The sequence below is a fragment of the Prauserella salsuginis genome (assembly GCF_024648885.1).
Classification (GTDB): Bacteria; Actinomycetota; Actinomycetes; order Mycobacteriales; family Pseudonocardiaceae; genus Prauserella; species Prauserella salsuginis.
The window spans coordinates 498,342-514,785 of sequence record NZ_JANBBF010000010.1 but is presented as its reverse complement, the minus strand read 5'-3'; the positions used below and the strand labels follow the sequence as shown (position 1 = coordinate 514,785).

At 70.2% G+C, this 16,444-nt stretch carries 12 protein-coding genes; 1 reads left to right on the top strand and 11 read right to left on the bottom strand.

Translation table 11 applies throughout. The features are described from left to right. Positions 1-24 precede the first annotated feature (24 nt). The 3 genes from topA to LY40_RS13610 all read right to left on the bottom strand — a co-directional run bounded on the left by topA (position 25) and on the right by LY40_RS13610 (position 6,828). Positions 25-3,069 carry a type I DNA topoisomerase gene (gene topA, locus LY40_RS13620; RefSeq protein ID WP_258937061.1) on the bottom strand — a complete coding sequence of 1,015 codons (3,045 nt, stop codon included), beginning with the start codon at positions 3,067-3,069 and terminating at the stop codon, positions 25-27. A gap of 577 nt (positions 3,070-3,646) precedes the next feature. After that, positions 3,647-4,240, bottom strand: a complete 594-nt coding sequence (locus LY40_RS13615; protein WP_183782315.1) for a hypothetical protein — start codon at positions 4,238-4,240, stop codon at positions 3,647-3,649. 305 nt (positions 4,241-4,545) lie between these two features. Continuing rightward, positions 4,546-6,828, bottom strand: a complete 2,283-nt coding sequence (locus tag LY40_RS13610) for a sodium-translocating pyrophosphatase (protein WP_183782312.1) — start codon at positions 6,826-6,828, stop codon at positions 4,546-4,548. Positions 6,829-7,070: 242 nt separating this feature from the next. Here LY40_RS13610 and sftH point away from each other — a divergent pair, with 242 nt between their 5' ends. Then, the gene (gene sftH / locus LY40_RS13605; RefSeq protein ID WP_258937060.1) at positions 7,071-9,761 is read left to right on the top strand and encodes a DEAD/DEAH box helicase; all 2,691 of its coding nucleotides are present in this window, start codon (positions 7,071-7,073) and stop codon (positions 9,759-9,761) included. Here the strand turns inward: sftH and LY40_RS13600 are convergent. The 8 genes from LY40_RS13600 to ssd all read right to left on the bottom strand — a co-directional run bounded on the left by LY40_RS13600 (position 9,731) and on the right by ssd (position 16,343). Further along, complete coding sequence (locus LY40_RS13600; protein WP_183782306.1) at positions 9,731-10,384, bottom strand: bifunctional DNA primase/polymerase; 654 nt, start codon at positions 10,382-10,384, stop codon at positions 9,731-9,733. The two genes, sftH and LY40_RS13600, sit on opposite strands and share 31 nt — an antisense overlap. Before the next feature lie 163 nt (positions 10,385-10,547). Then, positions 10,548-11,234 carry an Rv3654c family TadE-like protein gene (locus tag LY40_RS13595; RefSeq protein WP_258937059.1) on the bottom strand — a complete coding sequence of 229 codons (687 nt, stop codon included), beginning with the start codon at positions 11,232-11,234 and terminating at the stop codon, positions 10,548-10,550. After that, on the bottom strand, positions 11,231-11,650 hold the full coding sequence (locus LY40_RS26135) for a TadE family type IV pilus minor pilin (protein WP_308216693.1): 420 nt from the start codon (positions 11,648-11,650) through the stop codon (positions 11,231-11,233). The genes LY40_RS13595 and LY40_RS26135 overlap by 4 nt, the downstream gene beginning before the upstream one ends. Positions 11,651-11,772: 122 nt before the next feature. Beyond that, on the bottom strand, positions 11,773-12,285 hold the full coding sequence (locus LY40_RS13585) for a DUF4244 domain-containing protein (protein WP_258937209.1): 513 nt from the start codon (positions 12,283-12,285) through the stop codon (positions 11,773-11,775). Positions 12,286-12,371: 86 nt separating this feature from the next. Beyond that, entirely contained in the window at positions 12,372-13,091 is a 720-nt protein-coding gene (locus LY40_RS13580; RefSeq protein WP_258937058.1) for a type II secretion system F family protein, read from the bottom strand. Beyond that, positions 13,088-13,936, bottom strand: coding sequence for a type II secretion system F family protein (locus LY40_RS13575; protein WP_258937057.1), 849 nt, complete (start codon positions 13,934-13,936; stop codon positions 13,088-13,090). Before LY40_RS13575 ends, LY40_RS13580 begins: the two co-directional genes overlap by 4 nt. After that, on the bottom strand, positions 13,930-15,144 hold the full coding sequence (locus tag LY40_RS13570; protein ID WP_258937056.1) for a TadA family conjugal transfer-associated ATPase: 1,215 nt from the start codon (positions 15,142-15,144) through the stop codon (positions 13,930-13,932). The genes LY40_RS13575 and LY40_RS13570 overlap by 7 nt, the downstream gene beginning before the upstream one ends. Before the next feature lie 80 nt (positions 15,145-15,224). Beyond that, positions 15,225-16,343, bottom strand: coding sequence for a septum site-determining protein Ssd (gene ssd / locus LY40_RS13565; RefSeq protein WP_258937055.1), 1,119 nt, complete (start codon positions 16,341-16,343; stop codon positions 15,225-15,227). Between the last annotated feature and the right edge of the window lie 101 nt (positions 16,344-16,444).

Sequence of the window (16,444 nt, the reverse complement as noted above, 5' to 3'; positions counted from 1 at the left end):
GCCGTGTCGTGTTCACCGGACCTGCTACTTCTTCGCGGTCGTCGTGCTCTTCTTCGCCGTCGACTTCGAGGCCGTCGACCCGGACGTCGACTTCTTCGCGGTGCTCTTCGTGCCCGTGCTCTTCGTGCCCGTGCTCTTGGCGGCCGTGGACTTGCCGGCGCTGGACTTGGTGGCCGTGCTCTTCGTCCCGGTGCTCTTCGTGCCCGCGCTCTTGGTGCTGGTGCTCTTGGTGCCCGCGGTCGACTTCTTGCTCGTCGTCTTCTTCGCAGGCCCCTTGGCGCGCTTCTCGGCGAGCAGCTCCTCGGCGCGTTCCTGCGTCAGGTCCTCGACGCTGTCGGACTTGCGCAGTGACGCGTTGTACTCGCCGTCGGTCACGTACGGCCCGAACCGGCCGTCCTTGACCACGATCGGCTTGCCGGAGACGGAGTCCTCCTTGAGCTCCAGCAGCGGCGGCTTCGCGGCCTGCCTGCCCCGGCGCTTCGGCTCGGCGTAGAGCTTCAACGCCTCGTCGAGCGTGATGTCGAAGATCTGATCCTCGGTGGCCAGCGACCGCGAGTCGGTGCCCTTCTTCAGATACGGCCCGTACCGGCCGTTCTGCGCGGTGATCTCCTCGCCCGACTCCGGATCCGTACCCACCACGCGCGGCAGCGACAGCAGCTTCAGCGCGTCGTCGAGAGTCACCTCGGCGATGTCCATCGACTTCAGCAGCGACGCGGTGCGCGGCTTCGGCTTTGCAGTCTTCTTCGCCGTGGTCTTCTTGGCGGTGGTCTTCTTGGTCGCCGTCTTCGTCCCGGTCTTCTGCTCCCCCGAGGAGTCCTCGCCCCCGTCGGACTCGGCGGCAGCCTCCTCCGCCGAGTCCTGCTCGGCCGGTTCCTCCTCCGGTTCCGGCAGGATCTCCGTGACGTACGGGCCGAACCGGCCCTCCTTCACGACGATCTCGTGCCCGCTCACCGGGTCGGTGCCCAGCACACGCCCTTCCTGCGGCGTCGCGAACAGCTTCTCGGCGATCTCCAACGTCAGCTCGTCCGGCGGCAGATCGTCGGACAGGTTCGCCCGCTGCGACTTGCCGTCCACCTCGCGTTCCAGATACGGCCCGTACCGGCCCACGCGCACGACGACGTCCCGGCCCTCGGAGTCGGTGAACATCGGGATGGAGTTGATCTCCCGCGCGTCGATGTCCTCGACGCCCGACCCGACCAGCTTCTTCAGCCCGCCGATGCGGCCGACCGAACCGTCGACGCCCAGGTCGCCGCCGAAGTAGAAGCGCGACAGCCAGCTGGTGCGCTTGTCGTCACCGCTGGCGATGCGGTCGAGCTCGTCCTCCATCGCAGCGGTGAAGTCGTAATCGACGAGCCGCTCGAAGTGCCGCTCCATCAACCCGACGACGGAGAACGCCACCCACGACGGCACCAGCGCGGAACCCTTCTTCCACACGTAACCGCGGTCCTGGATGGTCTTGATGATCGACGCGTACGTCGAAGGACGGCCGATGCCCAGCTCCTCGAGCTTGCTCACCAGCGCGGGCTCGCTGTAGCGCGCAGGCGGCGACGTCGCGTGGCCGTCCGGGTCGAGCTCGGCAGCCGTGAGGTTCTGTCCCTCGGCGAGCTGCGGCAGCCGCTTCTGCTTGTCGTCGGCCTCACCGCCCTCTTCGGTGTCGACGGATTCGACGTAGGCCTTCAGGAAGCCGGGGAACGTGATCGTCCGGCCGGAGGCCGAGAACACGCACTCTTCCCCGCTCGTGGCCGTGCCGGTGATCTTCACCGACATCGTCGTGCCCTTGGCGTCGGCCATCTGCGAGGCGATGGTGCGCTGCCAGATCAGTTCGTACAGGCGGAACTCGTCGGTCTCCAGCTCGCCCGCGACCTGACCGGGCGTGCGGAACACCTCACCGGCCGGGCGGATCGCCTCGTGCGCCTCCTGCGCATTCTTGACCTTGCGGTTGTACTGCCGCGGGCCGTTCGACACGTACTCGGAGCCGTACAGGTCGGTCGCCTGGCTGCGCGCCGCCGACAGTGCCGCCTCCGACAGCGTCGTCGAGTCGGTACGCATATAGGTGATGTAACCGTTCTCGTACAGCCGCTGCGCGATCCGCATCGACCGCTCCGACGAGAACCGCAGCTTGCGGCCCGCCTCCTGCTGCAACGTCGACGTCATGAACGGCGCGTACGGCTTCCGCGTGTACGGCTTCTCCTCGACGCTGCTGACCGCGAAGTCACGGCCGCCGAGCGCTTCGGCCAGCCGGTTCGCCTCGGTCTCGTCCAGCACGCGGACCTCGGCCGAGGCGTCCTTGAGCTGCCCGTTCCAGCCGAAGTCCCGGCCGGTGGCGACGCGAGCGCCGTCCACCGCCGTCAGCCGCGCAGGGAAGTTCCGCGGCGCCGCGTCGGCACCGGCGTCCATCGTCGCCGAGATGTCCCAGTACGACGCCGAGGTGAACCGCATGCGCTCGCGTTCCCGCTCGACGATCACGCGGGTCGCCACCGACTGCACCCGGCCCGCCGACAGTCGCGGCATGACCTTCTTCCACAACACCGGCGAGACCTCGTAGCCGTACAGCCGGTCGAGGATGCGGCGCGTCTCCTGCGCGTCCACCAGGTCCGGGTCGAGCTCACGCGTGCTCTCCGCCGCGGCCCGGATCGCCTCCGGCGTGACCTCGTGGAACACCATGCGGCGCACCGGCACCTTCGGCTTCAGCGCTTCCAGCAGGTGCCAGGCGATGGCTTCGCCCTCACGGTCGGGGTCCGTCGCGAGGAAGAGCTCGTCGACGTCCTTGAGCAAGCCCTTGAGCTCGGTGACCGTGGCCTTCTTGTCGGCGGGGACGATGTAGAGCGGCTCGAAGTCGTTGTCGACGTCCACGCCGAGTCGCGCCCACGACTGGCCCTTGTACTTGGCGGGCACGTCCGCGGCGCCCCGCGGCAGGTCGCGGATGTGGCCGCGCGAGGACTCGACGACGTAGCCGTTGCCGAGATACGGCGCGATCTTGCGCGCCTTCGTCGGCGACTCGACGATCACCAGTCGTCGATTGCCGCCACCCGAACTCTCGCCGTTCTTCTTCCGCGTCGTTGCCGCCACGCTGTCCCGCTTCCTCACATCATCTATCGGACCCGCCAGTGTGCACGCTGAACGTCCGTCGTGTCTGCCCAGGTTCCTCAACACGCCGCATGCGACGTGTCAAGTGGTTCGGCCGATTCGTCCCCGATGTTTCCATGCCGCTGCGCCGACTCTCGCCCGCCACCCCTACGGTGACTACCCGCCTGCGGGTCGCACAGGTGATGTGGAACTCACCCGGCCGAGTCGACGGCCACGTGTCATTGAGACACCGCGACCCGCCCAGACATTCCCGGCCACCCGGATCACGAATCACGACACGGGGCCCGACCGGGCCACTCATGCCCCACTCCCGGGTGACGACGTGCGGGTCGGCGCCTCGTCGACGGCCTGGCCCGGTCGGCGTCCGGTGAGCGCCGACTCGCGGTCGACGCCGTATCGACGTCCGACTTCGCAGCGTCGACCTCTGACTTCGCCAAGTCAACCGCCGACCCCGCCGGGCCGACCGCCTGCACCGGCACGGCCCGCTCGATCCCTCGCGTCGCGGGAACGGTCGCGGGAAGGTTCTCCGTCACAACGCGCGCCCTGCGGCGTGCCGGGGTCACCGCCCCGCGATGCGGGCATCGCCGCGTGCCGTGAGCTGCCCGCAGGTGCCCGAACGGGTGCCCGCATCGCGCAGCTCGGGGACCCGATCGAGGTCGCCGAGAAGGTCGAGCGTGCCGACCCGGTCGAGCGTCGTGCGCACCGCGCCGACCGCGTCCGCCCCGCGCCGGTCGAGCGCACGCTTCGCGGCGACCGCCTGCTCCCGCACGCGGCCGTAGGCCTCGACCGTCGACACGCGCACCCGTTCGACACCGTCCACGCCGGTCTCCCCGAGCCCGCGGAGACGTTCCAGCGCGGTGTCGAAGCCGCCGATCATCACGGTCAGCAGCCTCGCCGACGTGGCGGAGGTGCGGTCGGGACTGCTGGCGTCGATCTCCGGGAACCGGCTCGCCGCGTCGACGACGTCCGCCGCCGCGCCGCAGTATTCGTCCACCCAGGCGGCGAGCTCGTCGTCGCGCCCTGGAGTGGCGGGATCCCCCGACGCCGCGGGACTGCCGGACGGCCGGTCCGCCTGCCTCGCCGACGAGTCCGGTTGACCACACCCGGCCAGCAGTGCACAGCCGAGAATCCCGCCGGCCACGCCGACCGTCACGAACCTCCGCGCCCCCAACGCCGCCCCTTCCGGTCACGGTTCGTACTGCATCCGATGCGGAGAGTACCGTCCGCACCGGTCGCGTATGCGAACACTGTGCCCATGCCCACGCCGTGCGGAGGCCTCCGAACGGCGAAAGCCCCCAGGGGTCACCTCGGTTCCGTTGATCCCACGCCGCCGTACACGTCGTGTCTCCGACCGGGCGGCGGGGGAGACGGTTGATCGAGTACTGCCACCGGTTGGGTGGCGGAGACGGGAGGGCGCAACCAAGGTGCCCCTGGGGGCATCGGCACGGTGCCTCGTGATCAGGCGTTCGTCGAAGCCTCGGCCGGCGTTTCGGTCATCGCCGAACCGCGCCGCTTCGACACCACGATGGCCGCGACGATGATCGCCACCGACACGACCGAGAACGTGATCCGCAGCGCCGGAGAGGCACCTTCACCCACCGTGAGCTGCACGACCGCGGGTGCGATCAGCAGCGACACCAGGTTCATCACCTTCAGCAGCGGGTTGATCGCCGGTCCCGCGGTGTCCTTGAACGGGTCGCCGACCGTGTCACCGATGACCGTCGCCGCGTGTGCCTCCGAGTTCTTGCCACCGTGGTGACCGTCCTCGACCAGCTTCTTCGCGTTGTCCCACGCACCGCCGGAGTTCGCGAGGAACACCGCCATGAGCGTGCCGCACGCGATCGCGCCGCCGAGGTACCCGGCGAGCGCACCCGTACCGAGTCCGAATCCGACGGCGATCGGCGCGAACACCGCCAGCAGCCCGGGCGTCGCCAGCTCGCGCAGCGAGTCGCGGGTGACGATGTCGACGACCTTGCCGTACTCCGGCCGCGTCGTCCCCTCCATGATCCCCGGGATGTCACGGAACTGCCGTCGCACCTCGTAGACCACGGCGCCTGCCGCGCGCGACACCGCGCTGATGGCCAGGCCCGAGAACAGGAACACCACCGCGGCGCCGATGATGACGCCGACCAGTGTGTTCGGCGAGATGATGCTGTCGACGAACGAGTCTGGGACCGAGTCCCCCACCGTCCTGCCGACCTCGGTGAGCGCGTCGCGGATCGCCGACGAGTACGAGCCGAACAACGCCGTCGCCGCCAGCACGGCCGTCGAGATCGCGATGCCCTTCGTGATCGCCTTCGTGGTGTTACCGACGGCGTCGAGCTCGGTGAGGATCTGAACGCCCTCGCCCTCCTCGAGGTCGCCCGACATCTCCGCGATGCCCTGGGCGTTGTCCGCCACCGGGCCGAACGTGTCCATCGCGACGATCACGCCGACGGTCGTCAACAGGCCCGTACCGGCCAGCGCCACCGCGAACAGCGCGACCGCACCGCCGAGCAGGTAGGCACCGAACACGGCGGCACCGATCACCAGAGCCGTGTACACCGCGGATTCGAACCCGAGCGAGAGGCCCGAGAGGATCACCGTCGCCGCACCCGTCTCGGACGTCTTGCCGACGTCCTTCACGGGCTTGTTCTCGGTGCCCGTGTAGTAACCCGTCAGCCACAGGATCAACCCGGCCAGCACGATGCCGATCAGCACCGAGAGCGTCGCGATGACCGCCGGGTTGCCGGACGCCCCGTCGAACGAACTCGGCAGGAACACGAACGCCGCGATCGCCGACAGCACCGCCGAGATCGCCGCCGATATGTAGAAGGAGCGATTGATCGTCGTCAGCGCGCTCTCACCCGAGCGCGCCTTGGTGATGTAGATGCCGATCACCGCCGTGATCACACCGATCGCCGGAATGATCAGCGGGAAGACCAGTCCCTCGCCGCTCGCGCCGAACGCCGCACTGCCCAGGATCAACGCCGCCACGAGCGTCACGGCGTACGACTCGAACAGGTCGGCGGCCATGCCCGCGCAGTCGCCGACGTTGTCGCCCACGTTGTCGGCGATCGTCGCCGCGTTGCGCGGGTCGTCCTCGGGGATGTTCTGCTCGACCTTGCCGACCAGGTCGGCGCCGACGTCGGAGGCCTTGGTGAAGATACCGCCGCCGACCCGCATGAACATCGCGATCAGGGCGGCACCGAAACCGAAGCCTTCGAGCACCTTCGGCGCCTGGCCCGCGTAGACCAGCACGACGACGGCGGCACCGAACAGGCCGAGACCGACCGTGATCATGCCGACGACGCCACCGGTACGGAACGCGACACGCATCGCCTTCTCCCGGCCACCGGGCTGCCTGGCGGCCGCCGCCACCCGGACGTTCGCTCTCGTCGCCAGCCACATGCCCAGGTAACCGATCGAGAACGAGAACACCGCGCCGATCAGGAAGAACAGCGAACGTCCGATGCGTTCGTTCCAGTCTTCGGCCGGTAGGAACAGCAGCAGCAGAAACACGATCACGCCGAAGACGGCCAGTGTTCTGCGTTGCCGGTTGAGATAGGCAGCGGCGCCCTCCTGCACCGCGGTGGCGATCTCGCGCATCCGCTCCGTGCCCTGGTCTGCCGCCAGGACCTCCTTGAGCAGGACGTATCCGAGTGCCAGTGCAGCCAGGGCGATCACGGCGACCACGGCGACTATGCCGTAGTCACCTCCGGCCAGCTCCGGAGAGCCGGCCGCGAGGAAGTGCCGGGACATGCGTCCTCCTGAAACGTCGCCTACGCCAGCAGCGACTGGTCGGCCGCGGCACTCCGCGGGCCCCACTGTGTCGACGCTGACATGGGATGTGCACCACTTTTTGCGGTTTGTCGGCGCAGTGTATTGGTATCGGAGTCGATCTCGGGAGACCTGTTCCGGGGCGGATACCCGGCGTAGTGGTGTGTCACCGGTCACCCTCAGGTGGCGATGATCACAGCGACGGCTGTGCGATTCTCGAACAGATGAACGAAGCCTCGACCACGCGCGCACGCCGGCTGCTCGAGCGCGCGACGGCCGGCATCCCCGAGCGGCGCGACCCGGTCACGCACGTCGCCGACCTGCCGGGGCGCGACGCCGAGGTCACCGACTGGCCTTCCTGGGCACCGACCGAGGTCGTGGCCGCCCTGCGCAGCGGCGGCATCGACCGTCCGTGGACCCACCAGGCGACGGGCGCCGCGGCCGCGTGGGAGGGCTCCGACGTCATCGTCGCCACCGGAACCGCGTCCGGGAAGTCGCTCGTCTACCAGCTGCCCGTGCTGTCCACGCTGGTCACCGATACCTCGTCGACCGCGCTGTACCTCGCGCCGACGAAAGCCCTCGGCGCCGACCAGCTCGGCGCCGTGACGGCCCTCGACCTCGACGGCGTACGTGCCGCGTCGTACGACGGCGACACCCCGCGCGAGGAACGCGACTGGGTCCGCAAACACGCACGCTGGGTTTTCAGCAACCCCGACATGCTGCACCGCGGCATCCTCAGCGGGCACGCACGCTGGGCGGCGTTCTTCCGCAAGCTGCGCTACGTCGTCGTCGACGAGTGCCACAGCTACCGCGGCGTGTTCGGGTCGCACGTGGCGTTGCTCCTGCGGCGGCTGCAACGCGTGGCCCGCCACTACGGCGCCGAGCCGGTGTTCGTGTTGGCGTCCGCGACGACCGCCGAACCCGCCGAGTTCGCCGCTCGTCTCACGGGCAGACCTGCCACGGCGATCACCGAGGACACGTCGCCGCGAGGTCCGCGGACCGTGGCGCTGTGGGAACCGCCGCTGCTCGACGAGCTGACCGGGGAGAACGGTGCGCCCGTGCGCCGTTCCGCCGGGGCCGAGGCAGCGCGCATCCTGGCGGAGCTGGTGATCGAGGGCGCTCGCACGTTGGCGTTCGTGCGGTCTCGGCACGGCGCGGAACTGACGTCGCTGGGCGCGAAACGCATCCTGGCCGAGGTCGACCCCGCCCTTGAGGAGACGGTCGCCGCCTACCGCGCCGGCTACCTGCCGGAGGAACGGCGGCGACTCGAAGCCGATCTGATGGCACGGCGACTCCTCGGGGTGGCGACCACCAATGCGCTCGAACTCGGCGTCGACATCTCCGGCCTCGACGCGGCGGTGCTCGCCGGTTACCCAGGCACGTTGGCCTCGTTCTGGCAGCAGTCGGGCCGCGCGGGACGAGCGGGCGACGACGCACTGGTGGTGTTCGTGGCGCGGGACGATCCGCTGGACACCTACCTCGTGCACCATCCGGAAGCCCTGCTGGATCAGCCGGTCGAGACCACCGTGCTCGACCCGGTCAATCCATACGTGCTGGCGCCGCAGTTGGCGTGCGCGGCCGCGGAGGTTCCGTTGAAGGCGGGCGAACTCCAGACGTTCGGTGGCGACGAGGCGCGTGCGGTCCTGGACTCACTGGTCGCCGACGGAGTACTGCGCCGCAGGCCTAGCGGGTGGTACTGGACCTCGCGCGACCGGCCGCAGTTCGATGTGGACATCCGCGGGTCGGGCGGGGAGCAGGTCGCGGTCGTCGAGGCCGAGACGTCGAGGCTGCTGGGAACGGTCGATCCGAGTTCGGCGTGTACGACGGTGCATCCCGGTGCGGTGTATCTGCACCAGGGGTCGTCGTACGTGGTCGACGAACTGGACTTGGACACCGGGCTGGCGCTGGTGCACGCCGAGGACCCGGAGTGGAACACGTCGCCGCGCGAGGTGATCGACATCGAGGTGCTGGCGACACAGCAGAAGCAGCATTTCGGCGGCGTGACCGTCTGCCTCGGCGATGTGGCCGTGTCATCGCGGGTCGTCGGCTATCTGCGCCGGCTGCCGTCCGGTGAGGTGCTCGATCAGGTTGCGCTCGACCTGCCGGAAGAGGAGCTGCGCACCAGGGCCGTCTGGTACACGATCAGCGACGAGCTGTTCCAAAGCGCGCCGCCCACAGCCTCGGAGGCCGGCTCCGACGCCGACGGTGGGGATTCAAGCGAAGCCGCCGCGGGCGGTGCGGATGCGGACGGTGCTGGGGTGGGAGGCGCTGTTGTGGAAGGCACCTCTGCGGGCGCCGCTGCGGGCGGCGCTGTCCACGTTGTCGGAACCGCCGCCGGTGACGTCGGCGGTGTTGTCGGGACCGCCGCCGATGGGCCTGCCGGTGAAGCGACTTCGACCGACGCCGGCGGCGACGGTGCACGTATCAGCGCGAGTTCCGGCAGCGGGACCGGTGGGGACGGAGATGCTGCAGGGCGCCGGGAGGCGCCGGGGCTGGGATCGGCGCGCCTTCCCGGCGCCCTGCATGCTGCCGAGCACGCAGCGATCGGCCTGCTACCGCTGTTCGCTACGTGCGACCGCTGGGACATCGGCGGAGTGTCCACCGCGTTGCACGCTGACACCGGGGAGGCGACGGTGTTCGTGCACGATGGTCATCCCGGGGGTGCCGGTTTCGCCGATCGCGGGTTTGCCGCGCTGGTCCCATGGCTGGCCGCTACGCGGGAGGCGATCGTCTCCTGCGAGTGCCCGGCCGGGTGCCCGTCCTGCGTTCAGTCGCCCAAGTGCGGGAATGGCAACGAACCGCTGGACAAGGCGGGGGCTGTGACCGTGCTCGACATCGTGCTCGGGGCGCTGGGACGCGATGGCACACACGGTCACGAGGTGGTTCAGGCCGCGGACGGAGCCGCGGCAGGCTGATCTTCGGGAGCGAGTACCGAGGTGGTCGAACCTGCCACGGCCGCGTCGTCGTGCTCGCCGAGCAGAGCTCGGACCAGCACCTCGTGGACGGTCGACGCCTCCGGCAACCGCCAGCCCCAGATCTCCGGCTTGACGCGCCAGTGCACGACGCCCTGGCGATACGGGGTCGGCGGGAGCGGGACGTATCCGTCACGGCCGTGGCAGGTCACGTCCTCGTTCTCGGCGAGCGCCGGGTGCACGGCGTCGGTCGAGGCGGTGAGGAACAGCCACCGGCCGTTCGGCATCGCCACGATCGGCGCCGGACGGCCCGTCACCCGCAACAGGGATGCAGCCCGCCGACCGAGCTCGTCGCCGACCTCGAGTGCATCGACCATCGTGCCGGTTGCGACGAGCAAGCTGCACGGTTTGCCGGTGAACCACGCGGCGACCTGGCGCGGGTGCGCGCCGAGACGGTCCTGCCAGTTCTCGTGAGCGGGTGCCGGGTACTCCCAGTCGGCGCCCTCGCCCGGGGAGATCGTGCCCGGCAGGATGGGCCAGCCACGCTCGGCGAGGCTGATCGCCTCCGCACGCAACTCGATCCGGAACGAGCCGCGCCAGCTGTCGGGCCACTCCATGTCCAACATGTCTTGCTCAAGCCTCCTGAAACCGTTCGCGCCGCTGCGTTGCGGCGTCTGATTTCACTTAACGGCAAGTTGCAGGCTCGGCGACAGAGGCACTCGACAACCGGACGTTCGGAGACGATGAGTGAGCATCGACACAACGGTTGCGCCGAACGTCGGTCGCCGGTCATCGGGTCCCGTCGCCGGTCGACATACCGTTCGTCGTGGCGGTGGCCTGGGACTCCACCCACCGAACACCGCTCGGCGGCGCCCGGCCGATCGGTGATTCCTGCGCAGAGTCCTTCTCTTCCACAGGCCGGGGATACCGTTCACCGCGTGCAGTCGACCGCTGCTCGTCGTCCGGGCGCGCTTCGGTGGCCGCCGGACCAGCACGCGCGCGGGCGGTGACCGGACCGAAGGCAGCGAGCCACGGCCCACCACCGGCCTCGACGGTCACGAGCGCGTCCGGGTGCGCTACGCGGCAGTCGGTCAGGTCGACGTGCATGCGGTCGGCGACCGTCCGGGCGAGCCGGCATGCTTCGCCCACGCTGCGATCCACCTTGCCGGCCGCGGCGAGTGCGGCCAGATCCGCGGCGTTGGCGACCTGTTGCCGAACCACAGCTACATGACCGACCAGCCACACGACGCCTGCGACAGCCAGCAGACCGGCGATCGCGAACGCGCCCCACACCGTGGCCATGCCCTCGTCCGCGTTCCGGGCCCGTACCTCGCGCTGCGACGCTGCCCTGTTCGACGGCCGTGCCGTTCTCCACGGCCGTGCCGCACTCGGCGGCGTGGCCTCGCCAAAGTCCGCCGACGCGGTGTCCCCGCTGGGGTCCCGCCCGGAGCGCAGGTAGTGCCCCACGAACCTCACCGCGCCACCTCGCTCGCCATGGCTTCCCCGGCCCCAGCTTCCCCTGTTCCGCCTTCTCCTGTTCCGCCTTCTCCTGTGCCGGGTTCCCTTGTTCCGCCTTCCTCTGTTCCGGGTTCGCGGACCGCATAGGCCTCAGCCGAGAGCTCCATCCCCGGCAACAGACCGCCGAGAATCGGGCTGTGCACGGTGACGACGATGCCGGTGCCGTCACCGGCCGACGTCAACGTCGCTCCGTCCGGCGCCAGCCGTTCGACGGCTTCCCGAGCACGGGTTTCGTCCCCTCTGCCGAGCAGGCGCGCCGCTTCACCTGCGGCATCGGCGCAGCGCACCTGGTCCAGCATCGCCGCGACGACTCCCAGAACGAGTCCCAGCACCACGATCAGCGAGCACACCGTGATCGCGCCTTCGACGGTCACCGCACCACGGTCGCTCTCGTCGCACCGGCCGAACGCGTCCCCGTCCCCGCGCCCGTCCCGGTCGCCACAGCCACAGCCACAGCCACCTGTACCGTCGCGAGCCCGCGGTTGCACGGCGAGCATCAGAAGTCCACCGACAGCGCCTGCTCGATGAGCGACGTCAGCGCGGATGTCACGGAGTCACCGGTGACGATCATGTACAGCACCGCCGCCAACGCCGCCGCGGCCAGGGTTCCTATCGCATACTCTGCCGTCGACATCCCCGCATCGACCTCTTTTTCGGCGTGCGCATCGTCCGGCTCGGCACGGCCGGTGACGGCAACGGTCCGGCCGTCGCCTCCGCCGAAGCTCCGTTCACCGTGCCGGTTCCCGGGAGGCTCGGCACCGATCCCTCCGTCACACGGCACCCGTTCCCGTTCCGGCCCCGGCTGTCTCGGAATCAAGGCGGCCAGATCCACCGCAGGTTCATCCACTGCCGATTTGTCGACAGTCGCATCGTCCACCACCGCCTCCGCAGTCCGAAGGTCGCTGCGCGGGGCCGCCGCGGATTTCCGCGAGCTGGCACCATCCCGTGGGGAGATTGCGTTCGTACTCGCCGGCCGAGCGAAGGGCAGCACCGTACGCACGATCGTCATCACTGTGTTCATGACTTTCCTTTCCCATCGGTTTCCGGCGGTCGGCACGCGCCGACCAGATTCAGTCCACATCGGACCCTTTTGATTCAGACCAGCAATTCGTTCGCGAGCCCGATCACCACCGGCGCGATACCGAGGCACAGGAACGCGGGCAGGAAGCAGAGACCGAGCGGCCCCGTCACCAGCACACCGGCTCGCTGGGCGCGCGCCTCGGCGGTGTCGGCGACAGCCTCGCGTTCCCGGTTGGCCATGTCCTCGGCGACGCCTGCGAGCGCACTGCCGGAGCGGGCTGTACGGCAGGCGGCACGAGCGAGTTCGGCCGTGGCCGGGCACTCCTTGGCCGGCAGCCAGGCCTGCTGCGGTTCGGCACCGAGCGCCAGCAGGCCGGCGGTGGCGTGCAACGCGGCGGCCGCGTCGGATTGCGCCGTCGGCGCCACCGCGTGCACTCCGGTGGAAACCGGCATACCCGAACGCAGACACGCGGCAAGCAGGTCACCGGTCGCAGCCATGCGCAACGGATCCGGCTGCTCGCGGCCTCTCCGCGCTCGCACCCGCGTGACGACCCACCACACGCCCGCACCGACGACGGGCGCCGCGACGACCGGCCCCGCGGCAACGACGAGCAACGCGGCCGACACACCCGCGCACGCCGGCAACCCTCGCTCCGAAGACACGAGATATCGCAGTTGCCGCGGACGTTTCGCCAGAGTCGCCTGCGACGGGAGCAACGAACGGAGCCGGGACGCGGACACCGCCGGTGGCAACCAGAGCGCAGCGGCGAGCAACACCGGCACGAGGGGGCTCATCGGGGCAGCACCCTTCCCGTGATCGCCGACGTCCAGGCCACGCCGCCCAACAACAGCGCGACGCCCACGGCCAGCAGCGCCTGCCCGGCTGTCGTCGTGAACAGCACGTCGAGCGGTGCCGCGCCCATCGCCTCGCCGAGCAGCACCCCGAGTACGGGCAGCCCCGCAAGGATCAACGCGCTCGCCCGCGGCCCCGCCATCCGCGCGTCGAGCGTCCCCGCGAGCCGAGCACGAGTCGCCACGTCGCGGTGGACCGCGTCGACGATGTCGGCCAGTGCAAGCCCGTGTCGGCGCGCGAGCGACCACGCGGCCGTCACACGCTCCAGGACACCTGCGGGCAACGACCCCGACTTTGCGGGCAGCCCGGTGAGGCCGGTATCCGGCTCGCCGCCGAGTCGCACGGACACCGCGATAGCCCTGAACACCGGTGCGATGTGGCGCTCCGCTTCCTGCGCCGCCGATTCCGCTGCCGTCGCGGGATGTGCACCGGAACGGAGATCTCCCGCCATAGCGCGCAACGCCTCGGCGAGACCGTTCAGCGCGGCAACGCCCTGCCGCACGCGGCGGCGAGCCCGAATCTGTACGTACACCGCAGCCGCACCGAATCCGGCCGCCAGCACGACGCCGACGCCCGCCCACAGTGCAACCAGCAGCACCGGCGGCAGCGCCGCCACCGCACCGACGCGCCACGACCACAGCGATCGCCACCGGCGCCCGACACGTTCCAGGACCGATGCCCGGTCGGACAAAGCCTGCAACCGCTGTCTGCCCCACTGGTGCGGCCAGAGCAGCAACGCCACACCTCCGGTTGTCAGGCTCGACACCAGGTGGGCCGACGTCACCATGGCGGCTGCACTCCCCGGTCACGCAACAGGGAGGCCAGCAGCTCGCGGTCCGCCGTGGGGCCGGACGCCGTCCAGACGGCCCGCACCTCGACGCCGTCGCCACCGCGCCGCACGACACCGACCTCGGTGAGGCGCCGCGTGCCGCCGCTCCGCTCCATGTGCAGCACGAGCTGCACCGCTGCGGCGAGCTGACTGTGCAGCGCCGAGCGGGACAATCCACCGAGCGCGGCCAACGCCTCGAGCCTGGCGGGCACCTCGCCCGGCGAGTTGGCGTGCAGAGTGCCCGCACCGCCGTCGTGACCGGTGTTGAGTGCGTTCAGTAGCTCGCAGACCTCTCGGCCCCGGACCTCGCCGACGACGAGCCGGTCCGGTCGCATCCGCAAGGCCTCCCGCACGAGGTCGCGCAGTGTCACCTCACCCGCACCCTCGACGTTGGGCGGCCGCGCGACGAGTTGCACCACCTGTGGATGCGACGGCTGGATCTCTGCGGCGTCCTCCACGCTGACGATGCGTTCCCGCGGGGAAACCGCTCCGAGCAGCGCCGCGAGCAGGGTCGTCTTACCGGAACCGGTGGCACCGCTGATCAGAAAGGCCAACCGCGCAGTCACGACGGCCTCCAACAACGCGAACCCGGACTCGTCGACGGTGCCCCGCCTGCGCAGCGCCCGCAGATCGTGCGCGGCGGGACGGAGGACGCGCAGGGACAGACAGGTGCCGCCCGCAGCCACCGGCGGCAACACGGCGTGCATACGCACCCGACCGTGCGATCCGGCACCGGACAACCAGCCGTCGACGAACGGCTGAGCGTCGTCGAGGCGCCGCCCAGCCGCGAGCGCGAGCCGCTGCGCCAGCCTGCGCACGGCCTCCTCGTCGGCGAACGTCACGTCCGTGCGGCGCAGGCCGCCGGAGCCGTCGATCCACACTTCGTCGGGAGCGGTCACGAGCACATCGGTCACCGCCGGGTCGTCAAGCAGCGGTTCCAGCGGTCCGGCACCGACGAACTCGTGGCGGAGCAAGCGCAGCGCGTCGAGGACGTCGAGATGCCCTGACACTCCGGTCGTTTCAGCGCGCACGGCTTCGGCCACCGACTGCGGATCGGGCGTCGAGCCGGCGTTCGCGAGCCGCTGCCGCACCCGTTCGACCAGACGCGCATCGCCGGAAGAAGCCTCATCATCTTCGAGTCGTGAGTGGACAGTACTGGTTCCCATGTTCTCCCCCTTGATAAACGACTACCGGGAATTCCGCCGGCTTCGCAGACAGATCAATGTGGATGGCCCGTCGACAGGCATCAGCCTGCGGCGAGCTCCCGAAGCACGGTGCGCGCCGCAACGCCGAGTGGCCCCCTGCGCCTCGGGTTGAACGAGCCCCGTTCGACGGTCTTGGCGATCCGCCGATCGGCGGGCAGCCACCCCAGCAGCGGCACACCCACGCTGCCGGCGACATCACGTGCGCTCAGCCCGTCCGGGGAGGGACCGCGTACCAGCACCCGAACCCGGCTGCGGACGTCACCGAGCCGCTCCAGCACCCGGGAGGCCGCGACACAGGCGCGCAGTTCGGCGGGCACCACCACGACGACGAGTTCCGCGACGCTCAGAACCCGACGGCCGCACGGGCCGGGATCGCGCGGCAGATCGCACACGACGGTCCGCCCCGCACGTACTCCCGCCCGAAGTACCGCCTCGACCGTCTCCGGCGCCGGACCGCCGCCGTCGCGGTCGCACGAGAGCAACGCGACCGGACCGTCGGGCGGCCCGGCGACCGGCAGGGCGTCGTCGAGTGCCGACATGGCCACCCGCCCGCCGTGGATCCGCACGTCGGGCCAACGCACCCCGGTCTGCAGTTCAGCACCCAGCACGAGATCGATACCGCCGCCGAGGGGATCGCAGTCGAGCAGGACGGACTTGCCTCCCGCTCTGGCGGCGCTCACCGACACGGCCGCAGCCAGCACCGAGGCACCGGCGCCTCCGCGTCCGCCGAGCACTGCGACCACACGACCCCGGTCCACGCTCGGCTGTTCGACGACATCGGCCAACGAGGTGAGCAGTACGCCTTCGGTGTCGGGAAGCGTCACGACCTCACGCGCGCCCAGCACGACGGCGCGGCGCCACACGCTCTGCGGCGGCTTTCCTCCGCACACCAATACGACGTCGTCGCGGCGCGGCCGCACCCGGGTGCTCGGCGCGACATCCTCGTCGACGAGCACGAGCGGCGCTTCGTGCCAGTACGGCTCGGCGTCGTCGAGATCGGCCGCGTGGGCGAGATCGCAATCGACCGCGGCGGCGTGCCTGCGAATCTCGTCCAACACCCGCCCCTCACGCGCGACGACGAGCGGCCGCCGGTCACTACCGGCCATCGCGTCGGTGGCCACGGGATTGCCGACGGCACTCGATTCCGGCGATCGGTCCACAGTCCGTTCCATCACGTCCCCAGAAACTCTCGGTTGCGCATCCACATTCACCTGCGGCCGGGGCGGTGGAAAGAGGAAAAACGCGAACCTGTGGATAACCG